At 73.9% G+C, this 18260-nt stretch carries 17 protein-coding genes and 2 pseudogenes; 4 read left to right on the forward strand and 15 right to left on the reverse strand.

Annotated features, from left to right (window positions below; all coding sequences use genetic code 11):
- From ACFWUZ_RS05865 to ACFWUZ_RS05890, 6 genes and pseudogenes are all read right to left on the reverse strand, one after another.
- A complete protein-coding gene (locus ACFWUZ_RS05865) occupies positions 1-369 on the reverse strand; it encodes a hypothetical protein (RefSeq protein ID WP_384367672.1) in 369 nt (122 codons plus the stop codon).
- The gene (locus ACFWUZ_RS05870) at positions 366-1022 is read right to left on the reverse strand and encodes a ubiquinol-cytochrome c reductase iron-sulfur subunit (protein WP_384367675.1); all 657 of its coding nucleotides are present in this window, start codon (positions 1020-1022) and stop codon (positions 366-368) included. The genes ACFWUZ_RS05865 and ACFWUZ_RS05870 overlap by 4 nt, the downstream gene beginning before the upstream one ends.
- A gap of 34 nt (positions 1023-1056) precedes the next feature.
- A pseudogene (locus ACFWUZ_RS05875) lies at positions 1057-1674 on the reverse strand (molybdopterin oxidoreductase family protein); the annotation flags it as partial.
- 1 nt (position 1675) lies between these two features.
- Positions 1676-2035: pseudogene (locus ACFWUZ_RS05880) on the reverse strand (4Fe-4S cluster-binding domain-containing protein); the annotation flags it as partial.
- Between the two features lie 42 nt (positions 2036-2077).
- The gene (locus tag ACFWUZ_RS05885) at positions 2078-2974 is read right to left on the reverse strand and encodes an RNA polymerase sigma-70 factor (protein WP_384367677.1); all 897 of its coding nucleotides are present in this window, start codon (positions 2972-2974) and stop codon (positions 2078-2080) included.
- 86 nt (positions 2975-3060) lie between these two features.
- The gene (locus tag ACFWUZ_RS05890) at positions 3061-4251 is read right to left on the reverse strand and encodes an NAD(P)/FAD-dependent oxidoreductase (RefSeq protein WP_384367680.1); all 1191 of its coding nucleotides are present in this window, start codon (positions 4249-4251) and stop codon (positions 3061-3063) included.
- A gap of 315 nt (positions 4252-4566) precedes the next feature.
- Here ACFWUZ_RS05890 and ACFWUZ_RS05895 point away from each other — a divergent pair, with 315 nt between their 5' ends.
- Together ACFWUZ_RS05895 and ACFWUZ_RS05900 are read left to right on the forward strand one after the other, a co-directional pair.
- Entirely contained in the window at positions 4567-5751 is a 1185-nt protein-coding gene (locus ACFWUZ_RS05895; protein ID WP_384367683.1) for a low temperature requirement protein A, read from the forward strand.
- A gap of 141 nt (positions 5752-5892) precedes the next feature.
- Positions 5893-7149, forward strand: a complete 1257-nt coding sequence (locus ACFWUZ_RS05900; protein ID WP_384367686.1) for a cytochrome P450 — start codon at positions 5893-5895, stop codon at positions 7147-7149.
- A gap of 96 nt (positions 7150-7245) precedes the next feature.
- Here the strand turns inward: ACFWUZ_RS05900 and ACFWUZ_RS05905 are convergent, their stop codons facing one another.
- Together ACFWUZ_RS05905 and ACFWUZ_RS05910 are read right to left on the reverse strand one after the other, a co-directional pair.
- Complete coding sequence (locus tag ACFWUZ_RS05905; RefSeq protein ID WP_384367688.1) at positions 7246-7740, reverse strand: DUF5949 family protein; 495 nt, start codon at positions 7738-7740, stop codon at positions 7246-7248.
- A 57-nt stretch (positions 7741-7797) separates the two neighbouring features.
- A complete protein-coding gene (locus ACFWUZ_RS05910) occupies positions 7798-8415 on the reverse strand; it encodes a hypothetical protein (RefSeq protein ID WP_384367691.1) in 618 nt (205 codons plus the stop codon).
- A 173-nt stretch (positions 8416-8588) separates the two neighbouring features.
- On the opposite strand from ACFWUZ_RS05910, the gene ACFWUZ_RS05915 reads away from it, so the two are divergent.
- Entirely contained in the window at positions 8589-9014 is a 426-nt protein-coding gene (locus ACFWUZ_RS05915; protein ID WP_384367694.1) for a DUF6299 family protein, read from the forward strand.
- A 56-nt stretch (positions 9015-9070) separates the two neighbouring features.
- Here ACFWUZ_RS05915 and ACFWUZ_RS05920 read toward each other — a convergent pair whose 3' ends face one another.
- The 5 genes from ACFWUZ_RS05920 to ACFWUZ_RS05940 all read right to left on the reverse strand — a co-directional run bounded on the left by ACFWUZ_RS05920 (position 9071) and on the right by ACFWUZ_RS05940 (position 14500).
- Complete coding sequence (locus tag ACFWUZ_RS05920) at positions 9071-9214, reverse strand: hypothetical protein (RefSeq protein ID WP_384367697.1); 144 nt, start codon at positions 9212-9214, stop codon at positions 9071-9073.
- A gap of 95 nt (positions 9215-9309) precedes the next feature.
- Positions 9310-11397 (reverse strand): SpoIIE family protein phosphatase, encoded by a 2088-nt coding sequence (locus ACFWUZ_RS05925; protein WP_384367700.1) that lies wholly within the window; start codon positions 11395-11397, stop codon positions 9310-9312.
- A 12-nt stretch (positions 11398-11409) separates the two neighbouring features.
- Complete coding sequence (locus tag ACFWUZ_RS05930) at positions 11410-11736, reverse strand: hypothetical protein (protein WP_384367703.1); 327 nt, start codon at positions 11734-11736, stop codon at positions 11410-11412.
- 24 nt (positions 11737-11760) lie between these two features.
- A complete protein-coding gene (locus ACFWUZ_RS05935; protein ID WP_384367706.1) occupies positions 11761-13026 on the reverse strand; it encodes an NAD(P)-binding domain-containing protein in 1266 nt (421 codons plus the stop codon).
- Positions 13027-13048: 22 nt separating this feature from the next.
- Entirely contained in the window at positions 13049-14500 is a 1452-nt protein-coding gene (locus ACFWUZ_RS05940; protein ID WP_384368079.1) for an ATP-grasp domain-containing protein, read from the reverse strand.
- 150 nt (positions 14501-14650) lie between these two features.
- On the opposite strand from ACFWUZ_RS05940, the gene ACFWUZ_RS05945 reads away from it, so the two are divergent.
- Positions 14651-16279, forward strand: coding sequence for a glycoside hydrolase family 26 protein (locus tag ACFWUZ_RS05945; protein WP_384367709.1), 1629 nt, complete (start codon positions 14651-14653; stop codon positions 16277-16279).
- A gap of 29 nt (positions 16280-16308) precedes the next feature.
- Here the strand turns inward: ACFWUZ_RS05945 and ACFWUZ_RS05950 are convergent, their stop codons facing one another.
- A complete protein-coding gene (locus ACFWUZ_RS05950; RefSeq protein WP_384367712.1) occupies positions 16309-17451 on the reverse strand; it encodes a GNAT family N-acetyltransferase in 1143 nt (380 codons plus the stop codon).
- Positions 17448-18185, reverse strand: a complete 738-nt coding sequence (locus tag ACFWUZ_RS05955) for a lipopolysaccharide biosynthesis protein (protein WP_384367715.1) — start codon at positions 18183-18185, stop codon at positions 17448-17450. The genes ACFWUZ_RS05950 and ACFWUZ_RS05955 overlap by 4 nt, the downstream gene beginning before the upstream one ends.
- Positions 18186-18260 lie beyond the last annotated feature (75 nt).

Here is an 18260-nt window from a genome sequence, read left to right on the forward strand (position 1 = left end):
TCACCGGTCCTTGGGGTCGAGCAGCCATAGCGCGATCACGACGAGGAAGGACAGGATCAGGAATCCCGCCCCCCACCAGGCCGTGCCGGTGTTGCCCTTCATCCACTCGTTGACGGTGACTGTCAGCGCCCAGAGCTGTCCGACGACGACCGTGAGGGCAAGGGCCAGACGTGCGTTGAGTTTCGAGGCCCGCTCCGGTTCCTGCTCGGTGCCGGCGCCCGGGCCGGGGCCCGTGTGCCGGATCCGCGGGTCCCCGTAGCCGCTGGTGGAGCGGATCTGCGGATAGCGCTCCCGCACCGGCCTGTTCAGCCGGGGGTCGGCGCTGCCGGGGCGGTAGTCGGGGCGAGGAGGCAGCTGCGCGTCGCTCATGTCCGCCTGCTCTCGTCGGCGCGGTCCGCTCCCGGGCAGCCGAGCTGCTGCGCCATCTCGGGCCGGGAGTCGAGGAACTGCCGGCACAGGGCCTCCCCGGCCGGTTCTCCCGACCGGGCGGTGGCGACGGCCCAGACACTGCCGTCGGGCTGTTCCGTCAGGAAGATCCTGGGCAGCGGCCGTGGCGGCGGGCCCGCGGTCACCTCGCCGGTGCGGGCGTCGAAGACACCCTCGTGGCAGGGGCAGTACAGCTCCCCGTCGTTGCCCCGGTCCTCGCGCCACAGCACCGCGCAGGCGAGGTGGGTGCAGACGGCGGAGTAGCCCACGAGGGTGCCGTCGGCCAGCCGTACCGCGAGGGCGCGGTCCTCGTCACCGGGGAAGCGGAAGGCCACGGACCGGCCCGGGGGCAGGACGTCGGCGACCTTCTTGGTCTCGGGGAGCTTCTCGCTGTCGCCGTGCCGGTGCAGGATGCCGGCGGCCACGCCGACCCCGCCGGCGGCCAGGCCGCCGGAGACGGTGGCGACGATCCGCAGGTAGTCGCGGCGGGTGGTGAGGGAGTCGGCGCTGATCCGGTCGCGGAGCCGGGCCGCGGCGGCGTCTTCGCCGGCGGGATCCGGCCCGGAGGCGGGAGCGGGCTGTTCGGTGACGCTCATCGCACATCCACTCCGTTGATCTCGACGACCGGGAGGCCGCCCGGGACGGGCCACTGGACCTTGTCGGCGGGGACGACAGGGAGGCACCGCGGTCGCGGGCGCCCCACAGGTACTGGGTCATGACCGGGAAGCACTCCCCCACGTTCGACCCGGCGATGAGCAGGCAGTCGGTGAGGAGGATGTCGGAGAAGGGGTTGGCGGCCCGGTCGATGCCGAAGGCCAGTTTGTTGGCGCCGGCGGCGCTGACCATGCAGAGCCGGCCGTTGTAGTCCACGTGCCGGGTCTTCAGCGCGACCCGGCCGAACTTGCCGACCAGGTAGGTCTTCTCGGAGTACAGGCTGGCGCCGCCGAGCAGTCCGAAGGCGTCGTTGCCGTGGGCGCCCTGGATGCGGCGGATCTCGGCGACGGTGAAGTCGAGGGCCTCGTCCCAGGAGGTCTCGCGGAACTCCTCGTCCCGGGAGCGGCGCATCAGCGGGGCCGTCAGCCGGTCGGGGTGGTTGACCTGCTGGTAGGCGTTGATGCCCTTGGGGCATAGCCGCATCCGGTTGATCTCGTGGTTGCGGGGCTCGACGCCGAAGACCTTGCCGGCCCTGTCCACGCGCAGGTACATCCCGCACTGCACCCCGCAGAAGCAGCAGTGGGTGGGCACAAGGCAGGACCAGGTCCACGTCGCGCAGCAGGGCGTCGGTGGCCCGTACGCCGAGGAAGCCGGAGGTGTCCAGCGCCGTGTGCAGGCCCAGCTCGTGCTTCATCCGGTGCAGCAGCTCACCCGCGAAGACGGCCTGGAGCAGCGGCTCGCCGCCGGAGACGGTGGCGCCGCCACCGGAGGCGGAGATGAACGTGCGGTACTTGGCGGCTTCGGTGATCACGTCGTCGGCCGAGGTCCGCTTGCCGTTGCGCATCTTCCAGGTGTCGGGATTGTGGCAGTAGAGACAGGTCAGCGGGCAGCCGGAGAGGAAGGTGACGAACCGGGTCCCCAATTCACAAGAATCCGGGCCCCGTGGCCGCCCGATCGCGCACCCCGGCCGCCCCTCCCTTACGGGTCCGCTTCGGTGTCAGTCCAGGGTGAGGGGCGTCGCGGCGGCGACGTGGGCGAGCTTGTCGGGGTTGCGGACGAAGTAGATGCCGGTGACGAGGCCGCCGTCGAGCCGGATCGCCATGACGCTGTCGATCTCGCCGTCGACCCGCAGGAGGAGCGCCGGATCGCCGTTGACGGTGGTGGGCTCGCCGGTGAGCGCGCCTTCCTTGTCGCCGAGGCCGGCGAGGAGGAGGCGGACCACCTTCGGGAGGCCCTCGACGGGCCGCAGCGCCGCGCTCCGGACGCCGCCGCCGTCGCTGATCAGGACGACCTCGGGGGCGAGCACGTCGAGCACGCCCTGCAGGTCGCCGGTCTCCACGGCGTGCTGGAACGACGCGAGGGCGGCGCGGGCCTGGCCCGGGGAGACCACCTCGCGAGGGCGTCGGGCGTCGACGTGCTTGCGGGAGCGGTGGGCGATCTGGCGGACCGCGGCGGGGGTCTTGCCGACCGCCTCCGCGATCTCCTCGTAGCCGACGTCGAAGACCTCGCGCAGGACGAACACCGCCCGCTCGGTGGGCGAGAGGGTCTCCAGGACGAGCATCACGGCCATGGACAGGCTCTCGGCGAGCTCGACGTCCTCGGCGACGTCCGGCGAGGTGAGCAGCGGCTCGGGCAGCCAGGGGCCGACGTAGGTCTCCTTGCGGCGCTGCAGGACCCGCAGCCGGTCGAGCGCCCGCCGGGTCGTGACCCGGACGAGGTACGCACGCCGGTCGCGGACCTGTGCCAGATCGACCTCGGCCCAGCGCAGCCAGGTCTCCTGCACGACGTCCTCGGCGTCGGCCACCGAGCCGAGGATCTCGTAGGCCACGGTGAAGAGCAGCTTGCGGTGGGCCACGAAGGCGTCGGTCGCCGGGTCCACGGTGCGGTCTCGCATCCTCGAATCCTTCCATTCCCTGCATGGCGGCCCCCCCCCTCGGGGGCTACGGGGGCGGGCGGCGCCCGGGCCGCCCGCGCCCGGCGCTACGACACCCGCGCGGGCGTGGCCCGGACGCGCTGCTCCCGGGCGTCGTCCCTGGCCTTCAGGACGCGTGCGCCGGGCTTGCGCGCCTCGCCGGAAAGGCTCTTGACGGTGTGGGAGACGACGAGTTCCTTCAGGCGCGTGCCCGGACGGCCGCCGATGTGGAACCGGACGGCGGTGTCGTCCTTGCGTGCGAACTGGAAGATGCCGGCGCCGCGGCCGAGGCTGATGCACAGCCCGGCGAAGGCGATGCTGACGGCTTCGGGCCGCCCGCCCCCGATCCGGCGGAGTACGGCGTCGGCGGCGTGCAGCCCCAGCTGGACGGCGGACTGGCATCCCATCCGGTAGGCGAGGCCCGAGGGCGCGGCCGCGTCCCCGGCCGCGACGATGCGGTCGTCGTCGATGCTGGTCAGGGTCTCGTCGGTGAGGAGGCGGCCCGCCCCGTCGGTGCTGAGGCCGCTGCGGACGGCCAGGTCGGGGACGCCGAACCCGGCGGCCCAGACGGTCAGCCCGCCGCGCACCTCGCGGCCGTCGGCGAGGCGCACGGCGCCCGCCGTCACGGACACCGCCCTGCTGCCGGGGCCTTCGAGGACGGTCACGCCGAGGGCCGCGAGCCGCCTGGCCACGGAGCGCCGGCCGTTCGGGTGGAGGTAGGGGACGAGCGGGCCTCCGCAGACGAGGGTGACCGTACGGCCCGCCTCGGCGAGCTCGGCCGCGGTCTCGACGCCGGTGGCACCGCCGCCGACGACCGTCAGCGCCGCGGTGGCGGGCGCGGCGGCCAGGGCCTCGCGCAGCCGCTCCGCCTCCTCCAGGGTCGCGATCGGGTAGGCGAACCTGTCCGCACCGGGTACCTGCGGCGCGCCGCTGCGGCTGCCCACCGCGTAGATCAGGTGGTCGTACCCGAGGGTGCCGCCGTCGGCCAGCGAGACGGTGCGCGCCTGCCGGTCGATCCCGGTCGCGGTGCCGACCACCAGCTCGACCCGTTCGCTCAGGACGTCCCCGTAGGCGACGACCGCGTCGTCGGACCCCGCCACCAGCTGGTGCAGGCGCAGGCGCTCGACGAAGGTCGAGCGCGGGTTGACGAGGGTCACCGCCACGTCGTCGCGGCTGGTGAGGCGGTTGGCCGCGAGGACTCCGGCGTACCCGCCGCCGATCACGATGACTTCGGTCCGGCTGCCGTTGTGCTGCGTCATGGTCGTTGTTCCGTTCGCTCGGGGATTCGCCCACAAGGCGTCGGCCGGAACCCGTTTGTGACACCACGTGACTCAGATCACACCCGACGGTAAGTCAGGATGCCCCCTCGGGCGGAGGCGGCCGGGAACGACGGAGCCCCGGCGCCCGCCGGAACGGCCTCGCCGGGGCGTGGCCGCGGCCCGCCGTCACCGAGGCGCCCGCCCCGCTCCCGGACCGGCCGGTGCCGGACCCGCACGAGTCCGCCCGGGGCACGCGGGCGGCGCGGGCCGCGCGTCTGGCCTGCTGAAGGGCGCCCCTCTGGTCTGCTGGCCGTTATGGCCTACACCCCCATGACCGCGCGCAGCCCCGACGAGGGCCACCGCGCGGCCACTCCGCTGGAGCTGTTCTTCGACCTCTGCTTCGTCGTCGCGATCGCCCAGGCCGGTGCCCGGCTGGTGCACGCGCTGGCGGAGGGGCATCCCGGTACCGGGGTGATCGGGTACTTCTTCGTCTTCTTCGGCGTGTGGTGGGCGTGGATGAACTTCACGTGGTTCGCCTCCGCCTACGACTGCGACGACGTGCCGTACCGGATCGCGACGCTCGTGCAGATCGCCGGCGTGCTCGTCTACGCCGCCGGTGTGAGCCGGGCCTTCGACGACAACGACTGGGCGGTGGCCGTCATCGGCTACCTCATCATGCGCGTGGCGCTCACCGCCCAGTGGCTGCGCGCCGCGGCGGGTGAGAGCGGCCCGGCCCGGAAGGCCGCCTTCACCTATGCGGTCGGCCTGCTGGTCTGCCAGGCTGGCTGGGTCGGCCTGCTCTTCGCCCCGGACGACTCCAGGCGCCGGCTGTTCGTGGTGCTGCTGGTGGCCGAGCTGCTCGTGCCGGTGCTGGCCGAACGCGGACACCAGACGCCCTGGCACGCCCACCACATCGTGGAGCGCTACGGCCTGTTCACCATCATCGTGCTCGGCGAGACGATCGCGGCGAGCACGGTGGCGGTGAAATCGGCGCTCGACGAGCACGAGGCGCTGGACCAGCTGCTGCCCATCGCCGCCGGGGGACTGCTGATCGTCTTCGCCGCGTGGTGGATCTACTTCGCGGTGCCGATGCACGAGCACCTGAACTCCAACCGCGAGGCGATCCCCTGGGGTTACGGTCACCTGCTGGTCTTCGGGGCGGGGGCGGCCATCGGGGCGGGCATCGAGGTGGCCGTGGAGCACGCCGTGGGCAAGGCGCACATCTCCCAGGTGGCCGCGAACGCCTCGGTGACCGTCCCGTCGGCCCTGTTCCTGCTCATGGTGTGGCTGCTGCACTCGCGCCACTTCAAGCGCGGTCCCGCCCAGCAGCTGACCCTGCCGCTGTCCGCCCTGGCGGTCCTCGCCTGCACCTGGACGGGCACGTACGCGGTCCTGTGGGCCGGCCTGGTCGCGACGGCCACGGTGGCGGTGGGCGTGACCCTGGCGGGACGCTCCGCCCGCTCCGGCCCCACCGCCCCCTTCAGCACCGCAGGGGTCTGAGGGACGGGGGCGCCGGGGCAGCCCGCGCCGCGCTGCTGCGGCGCCACCGCCGGCGGACGGGCGGGGCCCCCGGCGCGGCGCCGCAGCAACGGCGCCGCGCCAAAACCGTCACCCCCGCGCCCCCGCCACCGTTTCCAGGCCATGACGCTTCCCGCACGACATCCCGGCGAAGACCCCGGCAGGGAACTGGCCGAGCCCGGCTTCTGGCAGCGGCCCCCCGCCCACCGGCTGGCCGCCTTCGCCCGCCTCCGGGCCCTCGGCGCACCCGTGTTCGTCCCCGAGGGCGCCAAGGGGGCCGGTCACTGGGCCCTCGTACGGCACGGGCAGGTGCAGGAGGCCAGCCGACTGCCCAAGGTGTTCGCGAGCGCCCCCGGAGTGACCACGCCCGAGCCGGCCCGGTGGGTGCGGGCGCTGTTCGGGGACTCGATGGTCAATCTCGACGGCCCCGACCACGCCCAGCTCCGCAAGATCGTGCAACGGGCCTTCACTCCGCGGCTGCTGGCGGCGGCGGAGGAGGACATCCACGCGGTCGCCGCCCGGATCGTGGACGACGTACTCGACCGGCGGCCCGGCGAGTTCGTCTCGGCGGTGGCCTCGCGACTGCCGCTGGAGGTCATCTGCAACATGATGGGCATCCCGGAGCACTACCGGGCGGAGATCGCCGACCGGGTGAACCACGCCTCCGAGAACATCGGCGTCGAGCGCGGCCTGGCCGCCCGGCTGCGGATGCCCGGCCGCGGACTGCGGGCCCTGGCCCGGATGCAGCGCATGGTGGCGGGCATCGGACGGGAGCGGCGCCGCAACCCCACCGACGACCTGATCTCGGCGCTGGTGTGCGCGAACGTCGACGGCCAGGCCCTGGGGGCCCGCCAGCTCGGCGCCTTCTTCTCGCTCCTGATGGTCGCCGGGGTGGAGACCACCCGCAACGCGATCACGCACGGCCTGACCCTGCTGACCGACCACCCGGACCAACGGGACCTGCTGCTCTCGGACTTCGAGACGTACGCGGACGGTGCGGTGGACGAGATGATCCGCCACTCGACGCCGATCATCCAGTTCCGCCGCACGGTGGTCGCCGAACACACCCTGGACGGGCACCTGTTCCGCCCCGGCGACAAGGTGGTCCTCTACTACGCATCCGCCAACCGCGACGAGGCGGTCTTCCCGGACCCCGACGCCTTCGACATCACCCGCTCGCCCAATCCGCACCTGGGGTTCGGCGGCGGCGGCCCGCACTTCTGCCTCGGCGCCCACCTGGCCCGGGTGGAGATGCGGGCCCTCTTCCGCGAGCTGCTGACCCGGCCGGTCGGGCTGCGCGCGGTGGGCCTGCCGGACCTCGCGGGGTCGAACTTCGACAACCGCGTCCGGTCGCTGCGCTTCCATTTCGAACACCCCTGACGGCGGGGGCCGGTGCCCCCGCATGCGGAACCGGCCACCGGGCAGGCTGGGAGCCCGGCGGCCGGAGCAGGGGGGCGGCGGCCCGCTCGGCGGCGGCTACTTCTGGAGCCGGCGCACGGACAGCACGCAGTGCGCGCTGCCGGTGAGGACCGCCTCGTCGCCCGCGAACGCCTGCAGGGTCTCCGCGCTGACGGGCTCGCCCGGGACGGCCTCGGGCCAGGCGCGGGTGGCGAACAGGAAGTAGGCCTGCCCGCTCTCGTCCGCAGCGGCGACCCACTCGTCGGGGGCGGTGCACTGCGCGTTCATCCCGGGCAGGGTGAGGGCGATCTGGTTGCCCTCCAGCAGGATCTGCACCGGGAAGTTCGCCGGATTGCGGGTGCCGTCCATGACGACGTCGCCGATCGGCAGGCCGATCTCCTCCAGCAGCCCGCGGGCAGCCGCCTCACCGGCTTCGCGTCCGCCCGGGCCGTCACCGAGGGTGTAGGCGAGGAGGTACGGGATGTCGTGGGCTTCGGAGGGGTCGCCGATCCACGCGAGCACCGAAAGGGTGCCGAGCTGGGACCGGTCGATTTCGGCTTGAGTAGAAGTCATGCGCCGCACCCTAGCCGCCTCCTACCCGGCTCTTTCACGGCCTTTCACCCGGGCGGGCTAGACGCCCCAGAATCCCTCTCCGGAATTCGCCTGGATGTTCGCGTCCTGGTACTGGATCCGCACCACGCGGGCGTTTTCCGGGATTTCGAACACCACCCATCCCTCGGCCCGCTCACCGACCTCCAGGGAATCGAAGACCAGCGTTTTGCCGGTCGTCAGTTCACCGGTGGACACGACCGGATGGCGCTGCCCCGCGCTGTCGTGCGCCCACATGCGCCCGAGCGCCCCGTACGAGGCCCCGCCCACGTTGACGAACGACATCGAGGCAGCCACCCAGCGCTTGCCTGCGGGCGGGGCGTAGTTCTCGTCCACGCTGACCGCGGGGTCCACGTAGGCGTTCAGCACCGCCTGGAGGTGCCGGCCGACCTGCGCGCCCCGCACCCGCAGGGCTTCGCCCACGTGCCTCTCCCTCACCGCGTCCTGCCCCGCCACGGCCGCCGCCGGGGCCCCGCCCGCACCCGGAACCCCGTCGTCCACCGGGACGGCGGGGGCCTCGGCGGGGACGGGCGCGGCACCCTCCGGGGCGTTCTGGCAGGCCGTGGCACCGAACAGGAGGAGGGGGACGAGGGCGGCGGCGAGGACGGGCCCGAGGGCGGGGACGGCGGACTGACGCATGCAGATTCCTCCGGGGATGTATTCCGGTCAGTCTCACGCGCCCGAGCGGGCAATTGCACACACCGACACGAGCCTGCGGACCGAGTTGGCGCCCCACTGCCAGCACAATGCGTTCCGGCGGAATCCCGTCACCGCATCGACCCGGAGGAACCATGGTCATTCAAGGAACCCGCATGGCGCTGGCAGCGCTCTCGGCCCTGGCCGCCACTGCGGTATTCACCGTCCCCGCCGAGGCCACCGTCTACAACCAGGGAATTTCCGTACAGCCGTACGGTCACATTTCCGAGGACGGTACGGTCACCCTTTCCGGCACCTACCACTGCACCGCCCCGTCACCCATGGGGGCGAAGCTCCAGATCGCGGCCTCCCTCACCCAGGAGCACACCCGGCTCGCGTTCAGCGGCGGCGAGGCGGACTGCGACGGGGAGGAGCACGCATGGGAGGCCACCGGCTCGCTCAGGTACACGCCGGGCATCCACGCGGGCGCGGCGCTGGCCGAGGCCCAGCTCAACGAGATCCACTTCTCGGGCCTGATGCCGCGCTCCGTCGACACGGTCGCCCAGGACCGCCAGCAGATCCGGCTGATCGTCCTGGGCTGACGCCACGGCCGGGCCGCGCCGGGCCGGTAGCCGCCGCTACCGGCACCCGGGCGCCGCTACCGGCAGTCGGGCGCCTCGCCCGTCATCGACATGAAGGCCACGGCCTGGCAGCCGGGGTCCGCGTGCGGGCGGCCCGTCGTCCAGTCCACGACCGTCGGCACCCCCGCCGCCAGCAGCAGGAGGGCCAGGATGCCCGTCACGGCTCCTCTGCTCAGCCGGCTCACAGCACGATCCGTCTCATAGCCCGCATCATCACCCCGGCCCCGGCACCCCACAACTCGGGGTGACCTTCCGGTCACCCCGCGCTCCTGGGTCTTCCGCCGGCGTCGAACTCGCACCACACCGCCTTGCCGTCGCCCCGGGATTCCACGCCCCAGTGCGTGGCCAGCGCGTCCACCAGCAGCAGCCCGCGCCCCGTGGTGGCCGCCTCGCCCGGGGTGCGCCGGCGCGGCCACACGCTGGAGCGGTCCTTGACCCACAGCCGGATCCGCCGGACCGGCTCCGGCAGCACCTCCATGGTCAGCACGGCCCCGCCGTCGGTGTGCAGCAGGGCGTTGACCAGCAGTTCCCCGGCCGCCACCTCCACGTCGTCGGCGAGCTCGGGCATGCCCCAGTCGCGCAGCGCCTGCCGCAGGGCGTAGCGGGCGTCGGACAGCCCTTCGGGGTCGGCCTGGTGGATGTACTGGTGGATGCGCGGGGCGCGGTGGGTGCCCGGGTCGGGTGCGCGCCGCAGCACCAGCAGGGCCACGTCGTCACCGGAGCCCCAGCGTTCCCAGAGCCGGTCGGAGAGGTGGTCGGCGAGCGCCCCGGCCTCCTGCGGGCCGCTGCGGACGGCGTGGGCGAGGGCGTCCATGCCCTGGGTGATGGTGGTGCCGGGCTCCTCCACCAGGCCGTCCGTGCACAGGACGAGGGTCTCCCCGGGAACCAGGTCGAGCCGGGTCTCGGGGAACTCCTCGTGCTCGAAGACCGAGGCCAGGCCCAGCGGGAGGCCACCGCGTACGTTGGGCCAGCCCGTACGCCCGTCCGTGTGCCGGATCAGCGGCCCGATGTGGCCCGCGCGGACCGCCCGCACGCCACCGGTCTCCAGGTCGACCTGCGCGTACATGCAGGTGGCGAAGCGCTCGGTGTCCAGTTCGGCGAGGAAGCGCGAGGCCCGGGCCAGCACCGTGGACGGCGGATGCCCCTCCCCCGCGTACGCCCGCAGGGCGATCCGCAGCTGCCCCATGATCGCCGCCGCGTGCGTGTCGTGGCCCTGCACGTCACCCACCACGATGCCGACGCGGTCGCGGGGCAGCGCGATCACGTCGTACCAGTCCCCGCCGACCTCCCGCCCGCTCCAGGCCGAGTGGTAGCGGACCGCGATCTCCCCGCCGGTGATCTCCGGGATCCGGCGCGGCAGCATGGCGGCCTGCAGACCGGTCGCGAACTCCCGCTCCTGGTCGAAGAGGAGCGCCCGCTGGAGGGACTGGGCCACGATCCCCGCGAGGCCCAGGCAGAGGTTCCTCTCCTCGGGGCTGAACTCGCTGCGCCGCCGGTAGAAGAGCACGAGCCCGCCGATGGCCTTGGCCTGCGCGATCAGCGGCAGGTAGGCCGCCGCGTCGTACTGGATGCGGCCCAGGTACGCCCTGAGCAGCGGGAACTCCTCACCCAGCGCGGCGAGCGAGGTGACGAAACGTGCCTTCCTGGTGAGCACCGCCTGGGACAGCGGCAGCGAACCGTCGAGCCGGGTGAAGTTGCGCTCGCTGAGGATCTCCAGCGTCTCCCCGCTCAGCGCGATCATCTTGATCGTGCCGCCCTCGACCAGCCCGAGGGCCAGCCCGTCGGCGCCGATCCGCTCCAGTGCGCCCGCCCCGGTCAGTGCGGCCGTGACGTCGTCGACCGTGACCGCCCGGGAGAGGGCCTCCGTGGTCCGCTGCACGATCGTCGTCTGCTGGATCCGCGCCGACTCCAGCTTCCGCAGCGCCGTGGCGTGGGCCAGCTCCGCGGTCGCGTCGCGGACGATCCCGACGATCCGGTACGCCCGCCCGTCCTCGTCCCGCAGCACCCGGCCCTGGGTGTGCGTCCACTGGTCGCGCCCGTCGCGCCGCTGCACCGTGAAGTACGAGCCGTACGTCTGCCCGCCGCCGTCGACGACCGTGGCCACGGTCTCCGAGAGCCGGGCCCCGTCCTCGGCCGGGATCCGCAGCCCCAGGCTCTCCGGGGTGCCGTCGAACTCCTCCGGCTCCAGGTCGAAGACGGCCATCCCGGCCTCGTCCAGCGCCAGCGACCCGGTGCCGAGGTCCCATTCGAAGCTGCCCATGCCGTTCAGCGCGAGCCGCTCCCCGGCCCCGGTCACCGGCGCCGTCCTGCCCTTCCCGGGCCTGTCGTGCTCCGCCGCTGCCACGAGTCACACCACCTAACGGCCGGGCCAGCACGGCTGGGAGATCAGCCGCTCCCACTCCTCGTCAGGATGCCCCGGAAGGGTGCGCCCGGCCTCCCGCCAGCGCTTGACGAGGGACAGGTAGATCGGGGCGTGGTCGGTGGCCTGGCCCGTCGCCCGGGGCCCCCCGTACGGGCCCGGTGCGTACGGGCCCGGTGCGTACGGGGAGGCGGGCGGGGCGGCCCCGTACGGCGTGGCGTGCTGGCCCGGTGCGTACCCCCCGGTCCTGGCCGCGGGGGGCTGTTCGGCACGGCTGGCCGGAATGCGTACCCAGCCCCGGCCCTGTGCTCGCTCCGCGCTCATCGAGGACCCCTCTCACCGCAGATCTCATCGCAGATACGTCTCCGCCCGGTCGGGGGCGGTCCGTTTCTCGGCCGGCAGCGGGCCCCGGGTGCCGAGGTGCCGCAGGACTCCTCTCACCAGTCTCCCCGCCGTGAAGCCCGCGCCGTGCACGAATCGCATGGAAGGGCCGAATGAGGGAGCCGTCAGCAGCCCGGCGAAGAACAGTCCCGGCCACGAGGACTCGAAACCGCGGCTCAGCTCCGGCGTCCGGCTGCCGCCGACGGTCGCCAGAGCCGCCCGCAGCCCCGCGTCGAGCAGCTCCAGCCGGGCCAGGTCGGGGGTGAACCCGGTGGCGGCGACGACGTGCCCCGTGTCCAGGACGACGGACTCCCCCGCCGCGGTCGTCAGCCCCAGCCGGGTCCGGTCGCCCACCGCCACCGCCCGGTGCAGCCGGTGGCCGAGCAGTACGGGGACGCGCCGCTCGAACCGGTCCCGCAGCCACCAGGCACCCGCGGGCCCCAGTGCCGTCGCCGCGATCCGCTCCCGGGTCGCGGCGGGCAGCCGGCGCACCGCCCAGGGCAGTTCCGACCACATCCAGCTGCGCCATCCGGTGCCCAGCCCGCTGTGCGGATCCCGCAGGGCGCGCAGCGCGGGCCGGTCCAGGGGCTGCGGCTCGGCGTTCCAGTTCAGCCGGGAACTCCGGGCCACCAGGCAGGGCCGGGCGCCCTGCTCAGCCAGCAGGGCGGCGGTCTCCAGCGCCGCCTGCCCGGCTCCGAGCACGGCGACCTCCAGCCCGGCGAACCGGGACAGGTCCCGGTGGCCGCTGCTGTGCGAGTAGTGGGCGGGCGGCAGGTCCCGCAGGGCCCGGGGGTGGTGGACGAAGGGCATCACCCCGACGGCGAGGGCCACCGTACGGGCGAGCAGCGGAGGGCCTTCGGCGGTGCGGATCCGGAAGACCCCGCCGTGCGGGGTCACCTCCGTGACGGTCACCTCCTCCACCTCCGGCGCAGCATGCCGGGCGAACCACATCCCGTACGAGCTGAACGTCCCGATCGGCAGCGGAGTGCCGTGTTCCGCGGTCACGCCGCGGCGCGCGCAGTACTCGGCCAGGGTGTGCCGCCCGTCCGGCGCCGACAGGCTGGACGACCAGGGCTCCGACTTGAGGTACATGCCCTCGGGCATGTGGTCGCGCCACGAGGCCATCGGCCGCCCCAGCACCCGCACGTCGAGCCCCGCGCCCGCGGCGTGCGCGGCGACCGACAGGCCGTAGGGGCCCGCGCCGACCACCACGAGATCGTCCGTCCTCGTCACGGCCGTCCTTCCAGTCGTGTCCTCAACGGGTCACCAGCTCGTCCGGCTCCGCCGATGCCCCGGGCGGCGCGGGGCGGGAACCGGCGCCGGCCGGGGCGGCGGGAGGCTGCTCCCGGCGCCGCTGGCGCGGAGCCCGGACCACCGCGCGGGCCGTGCGCCGCCCCTGCACGGGAACCCCGCGCAGGACCCGGGCGCCCTTGCCGAGCCCGCGCCCGAGGAAGGCGCGGAGCATCGCCAGGAAGGGCCCCATGTCGTCGGCGGCGAACCAGGCCGCCTCGACGCGCCCCCGCTCCCCGACCGGCCCGCGCGGACCGGAACCCGCCGCCGGCCCCGGCCGGGCCGCCGCCGCAGCGCCCGTCCCGGGGGCGGGCTGCGCGGGTCCCGCACCGGAGCGCCGCGGGAGGGAGCGCCCGCTGACCGCCGCCAGCAGCGCGTAGTTCTCGGCGACGAACACCCGGCCCGGGCCGCCCGAGGGCTGCGGCACCCGCTGGCCCGTCAGGTCCAGGTACATCGCCTGGACGACGTCCAGCCCGGCCGCGTCCGTGAACAGCCGGAACTGCGCCCCCGGGCGGGGGTTGAAGTCCACCAGCCGGAAGGTGCCGCGCTCGTCCCGGCGGAAGTCCAGGTCCAGGATCCCCTGGTAGCCCAGGCGTTCGGCGAGCCGCAGGCCCGCCTCCTCCACCGCCGGGTCCGGCAGCCATCGCCCCACCGCCGTCAGCCCCGTCCGCACCGGCCAGGACAGTTCCTTGCGGCCGGAGCCCGCGATCAGCGGGTGCCCGCCCCGGCCGAAGGCCCCGTGGAAGAACCAGTCGGTGTCCGGGCCGGCGGGCAGGAACCGCTGGAGCAGCAGCCTGCTCCCGGCCTCCTCGGAGCGTTCGTACAGCCGCCGCACCTCGGCGGCGGTGTGCACGAGGGTCGTGCTCCGCAGCCCGTCTCCTCCCGGCGGCAGCAGCCAGGGCCTGCTCCACTTGGCGACCACCGGCAGGCCCAGGCGCCAGGCGGCGTCCGCCGCCTCCGAACCGCTCGCCGGGACCACCGTCTCCGGGTGCGCGACGTCCCACAGCGCGCAGAGCCGCGACAGCTCCGCCTTGTCGGCGACCCGGGCGGGCAGGTTGTCGGGCTGATGGGGGATCCGGAAACGGTCCGTCAGCACCGGGGCGAGCCGGGAGACGGCGATGGCGCTCAGATCGTCCATGGCGACGAGCACGGCCGGGCGGCCGATCCGCTCCGACACCCCGGTCAGGCACTCCACCAGCGCCTCGGGCGCCTCGGGGTCCATACCGCCGGCCGGCCCCGGGTGCACGGCGCGCAGATACCGCGAACGCCCCACGGGACCTCCCCCGGCCTCGACGACGGCATGGACCTCCACGCCCTTGCGGCCAAGGGATCTGACGGCGCCGAGGGTTCCGTGGTGGAACGGATTCCGGTCGAGTCTGAGCAGGACGGCGGGCACATGGGAGGCGAACGCGTGCATGGAGGTGGTGTCTTTCACCTAGTCGGACCAAGCGGGGGTCGTGCGCACCTGCGAATGGCCTACCCGGCAGTCATCGAACAGGCCATTCGTCAGATCGGATGCCTAACGTCTTTGGTAAGCACACCGATTCAGGAAAGCTCGGGAGACGCCATGCCCAGACCACGCCGCAGACTGGCGAGCACCTGCATCGGTACGGTCACGGCCGGACTGCTCGCCACCGGCGCCGCGCTCGCGGCGCCCGAGGGGGACAAGGCCGGGAGCTCCGGCACCGCCCTGGGCGCCTACCTCGACTTCGGGCCGTCCGGCGTGGCACGGATCCCGCAGCTGTCGCGCTGGCTGGGCGGGCGGGAGATCCGGGTGGGGCACACCTACCTCCCTGGTGACGTGTGGCCGGGCATCGAGGGGAACGTCTCCTTCCTCTCCTCCTGGGCCGCGTGGCGGCTGGCCCAGGAGGACCGCATGTTCGTCCTCAATGTGCCCATGCAGGCACGCAACGAAGCCCGTGTCCCCGACCACCAGGTGGCGCAGCTGATCCGGGCGGGCGCGCAGGGGCAGTTCGACCACCACTTCAGGAAGCTCGCCGAGCGCCTGGTCGATCTGAACGTCCCGGACACGGTGATCGTGCTCGGCTGGGAGATGAACGGCACCAGCTACACCCACCGCTGCGGGCCGGACCCGGAGAACTGGAAGGTGTACTGGAAGCGCATCGTCACCACGATGCGTTCCGTGCCCGGGCAGAAGTTCAAGTTCGACTTCGCCCCGAACCGGGGTACGGACGCCATCGGCTGGACCCGGTGCTACCCCGGCGACGACGTGGTCGACATCATCGGCATGGACTCGTACGACCAGGCTCCGGGCCGCACCTTCGACGACCAGATCACCCAGCCTTACGGGCTCCAGGCACAGGTCGACTTCGCGAAGGCACACGGCAAGGAGATCTCGTACCCGGAGTGGGGGCTCTTCCGGCGCGGGGACAATCCGGAGTACGTGCGGCGCATGCTGAAGTGGATCGAGCAGCACAAGCCGCTGTACCACACCATCACCGACTACTGCCCGCACGGTGTGTGGCAGTGCAAGCAGAACCCGGACTCCTCCAAGGTCTTCCGCGAGGCGCTGACACCCGAGAAGCCCGGCCCGGTGATCCCGACGCCGGTGATCCCGACGCCGGTCGTCCCCACGCCGGTCGTCCCCACGCCCGAGGTGCCGACCCCGCAGGTCCCCACGCCCGTGGTGCCGACCCCGCAGGTGCCCACACCCCAGATCCCGACTCCGACCCCGACCCCCGCCCCGCAGGTCCCGACGCCTACGCCCGAGGTCCCCGCCACCACGCCGACGCCGGTCCCGGCCCCGGTCACCCCGAGCCCGCTGGTGCCGACCCCCACGCCCGACGTGTCCGTGCCCACCCCCGAGGTCCCGCTGCCGGTGACCCCGAGCCCGCTCGACCCGGTGCCCACGCCCGAGGTCCCGGTCGTCCCGACCCCGACCCCGGCCCCGGTCACCCCGAGCCCGCTCGTACCGACCCCCCAGGTCCCGGTCCCCACGCCCGACGCATCCGTGCCCGCACCCGGGACCCCGACCCCGGTGCCGGCTCCCGTGACGCCGAGCCCGGCCGTGCCCGTGCCCGATCCCCAGCCGCCCCGGCCGCCCCGGCCGCCCGCCGTCAACACGCTGTGGTGCATGCCGCTCAACTTCGGCGAGTGGCTGTCCAAGCTGGTCGGCAAGCAGTCGGTCTGCGTCCAGCTCGACTGGCGCAAGGACTCCGGCTTCTGGCCGTTCTAGGACGTGGCCCCGCGGGCGCGCGGGCACGGTCACCGGACCCGCAGTTCGTTGAGCCGCGCCCGCCAGTCCCGGGCGGCCGGCAGGGTCTCCCGCAGTGCGTCCACCGCCCGCTCGCGCCCCGTGAGCTGCGACTCGTGCAGCCGCAGCAGGGGCGCGAGCGCACTCGTGGCCAGCAGGAACCGCTGGTTGACGACCGTGTCGGGCCGCCAGTGGTTCTTGTACGGTTCGCTGCCGCGCAGGAAGCTCACCACCGGGCGGCCGTCGGCGAGCGCCCGCCCCACGTCGTACCGCAGCAGCAGCGTCGCCACGTCCACCTTGCGCGTCCGCAGGTCCGGGTCGGCCCCGTAGAGGTAGCCGCCGCTCATCCCGGCCGACAGCAGCGAGACGTTGGCCGCCACCGCCTCGCCGTCCAGCCGGAACTCGGTCAGCCGGGCCTCCCCGGCCCGCACCATCCGCCGCGTGGCCCGGGTCAGGTGCTCGGCGAAGCGGGGCCGCAGGTGCTCGGGGGTCACCCCGCGGCCGCGCCACTGCTTCTCGTGCAGCCGCAGCAGCGTCCGTACCGCATCCGGCACTTCGGCCGCGGTGACCTCGTGCTCCACGATGCCGGCCGCGTCGTTCTTGCGCGCCTTGGCCCGGACCCGCTGGCCCCCCGAGGCCGGCATCCGCTTGACCAGCTCGTCGAAGGGCAGCGCGGGCAGCTCCATGCAGGTGGAGTCGGTGAGCCTGGCACGCGCGCCGGGCCACTGCCGGTACAGCGCCTCGGCTGCCGCCCCGGGCCGTACCTCCCGCAGGTCCACGACCGCGCCGCGGGCGGCCCGGTGCAGCCCGCGGGCCAGCGCCGGCACGACCTGGCCGGCACGGTCCGCGGCGACGAGCACGTCGAAGTGGTCGGTGATGGAGCCGCCGAGCGGCACGAGCAGCGGCAGCGGCCGGTGGACGAGCATCAGTGCGGCCGCTCCGACCAGCTCCTCGCCGCGCCGCACCAGGACGAGCCGCAGGCGGCCCTCCTTGCCGTAGGACAGCCACCAGGAGTGCAGCCAGGCGTGGCTCTGGAACGGGGTGGCGGTGGGGCAGCCGCGGACGAGCCGGTTCCACGGCTCCTCCAGCGCGGCGAACTGCCGGGGGTCGCGGCACAGCGTCACCGACAGGGCCCCGGCGGAGCCCGAGGTCATCGCACGGACTCCTTCTCCTTGGTCTCGGAGTGCTCACCCTGCGCCGGGAGCGAGGGGTACTCCTCGACGGCCTGCGCCACGGGTCCGGCCGGCTGTTCCTGCCGCCGCCCCCGGGTCGGCCGCGCCAGCAGCCAGAGCCCGCCCAGCAGTCCGCCGGAGCACAGGCCGACGGCGGCGCTGACGGACGCGGACGGGGAGGCCGGGTCCGCGGGGGCGACGGCCTGGTTGAACAGCAGCAGCTGGACGCCGGTGTTCTTCGCGGCCTGATTGCTGCTCAGCGACAGGGCGTCGGCCACCGCGTTGGCGATGTCGGCGGCCTCGGCGGGGCTCTTCGAGGTGCCGGTGATGGCGATCATCGGGGACTCGGGGGAGGTCTCGGCCCGTACCTGGGTCCGCAGCCGCCGGGCGTCGAGGCCCGCCCTCGGCTGCGCGTAGGCGAGGGTGGAGCTGCTGGTGGCGATGCGGGCGTAGGCCTGCGCGAAGCCGAGGGCGGTGGCCGGTTCGGTGGTGTCGTCGGGCACGGCGACGACGTAGCTGGTGGCGGCGTACTCGGGGGCCTTGAGCACCCCGTACGCCGCGCCCGCGGCGAGCCCGAGCACGGCGCACGCGGGGAGCGGCCACCACGCGGGTGGCTTCGGCAGCCGTCGCCGGGTCCTCCTCTCGGAGCGGTGGTCGGGCTTCTTCTGGCCGGGCTTCTGCTGGTCGGGCTTCTGCTGGTCGGCGCTGTCGGCCATGAACGTGCTCGCTTCCTGGGTGGAGGGGGGTTCCATCGGGTCCCGGCCCCGGACCGGGTCCGGGGGTGGGAACGG

Source organism: Streptomyces sp. NPDC058646, assembly GCF_042716875.1.
Taxonomy (GTDB): domain Bacteria; phylum Actinomycetota; class Actinomycetes; order Streptomycetales; family Streptomycetaceae; genus Streptomyces.

Coding starts and splice junctions, on each gene's coding strand:
- ACFWUZ_RS05915 (WP_384367694.1), top strand. CDS start 8,589: ATGGCGCTGGCAGCGCTCTCGGCCCTGGCCGCCACTGCGGTATTCACC.
- ACFWUZ_RS05870 (WP_384367675.1), bottom strand. CDS start 1,022: ATGAGCGTCACCGAACAGCCCGCTCCCGCCTCCGGGCCGGATCCCGCC.
- ACFWUZ_RS05955 (WP_384367715.1), bottom strand. CDS start 18,185: ATGGCCGACAGCGCCGACCAGCAGAAGCCCGACCAGCAGAAGCCCGGC.
- ACFWUZ_RS05895 (WP_384367683.1), top strand. CDS start 4,567: ATGGCCTACACCCCCATGACCGCGCGCAGCCCCGACGAGGGCCACCGC.
- ACFWUZ_RS05900 (WP_384367686.1), top strand. CDS start 5,893: ATGACGCTTCCCGCACGACATCCCGGCGAAGACCCCGGCAGGGAACTG.
- ACFWUZ_RS05910 (WP_384367691.1), bottom strand. CDS start 8,415: ATGCGTCAGTCCGCCGTCCCCGCCCTCGGGCCCGTCCTCGCCGCCGCC.
- ACFWUZ_RS05940 (WP_384368079.1), bottom strand. CDS start 14,500: ATGCACGCGTTCGCCTCCCATGTGCCCGCCGTCCTGCTCAGACTCGAC.
- ACFWUZ_RS05930 (WP_384367703.1), bottom strand. CDS start 11,736: ATGAGCGCGGAGCGAGCACAGGGCCGGGGCTGGGTACGCATTCCGGCC.
- ACFWUZ_RS05950 (WP_384367712.1), bottom strand. CDS start 17,451: ATGACCTCGGGCTCCGCCGGGGCCCTGTCGGTGACGCTGTGCCGCGAC.
- ACFWUZ_RS05865 (WP_384367672.1), bottom strand. CDS start 369: ATGAGCGACGCGCAGCTGCCTCCTCGCCCCGACTACCGCCCCGGCAGC.
- ACFWUZ_RS05885 (WP_384367677.1), bottom strand. CDS start 2,974: ATGCGAGACCGCACCGTGGACCCGGCGACCGACGCCTTCGTGGCCCAC.
- ACFWUZ_RS05945 (WP_384367709.1), top strand. CDS start 14,651: ATGCCCAGACCACGCCGCAGACTGGCGAGCACCTGCATCGGTACGGTC.
- ACFWUZ_RS05905 (WP_384367688.1), bottom strand. CDS start 7,740: ATGACTTCTACTCAAGCCGAAATCGACCGGTCCCAGCTCGGCACCCTT.
- ACFWUZ_RS05890 (WP_384367680.1), bottom strand. CDS start 4,251: ATGACGCAGCACAACGGCAGCCGGACCGAAGTCATCGTGATCGGCGGC.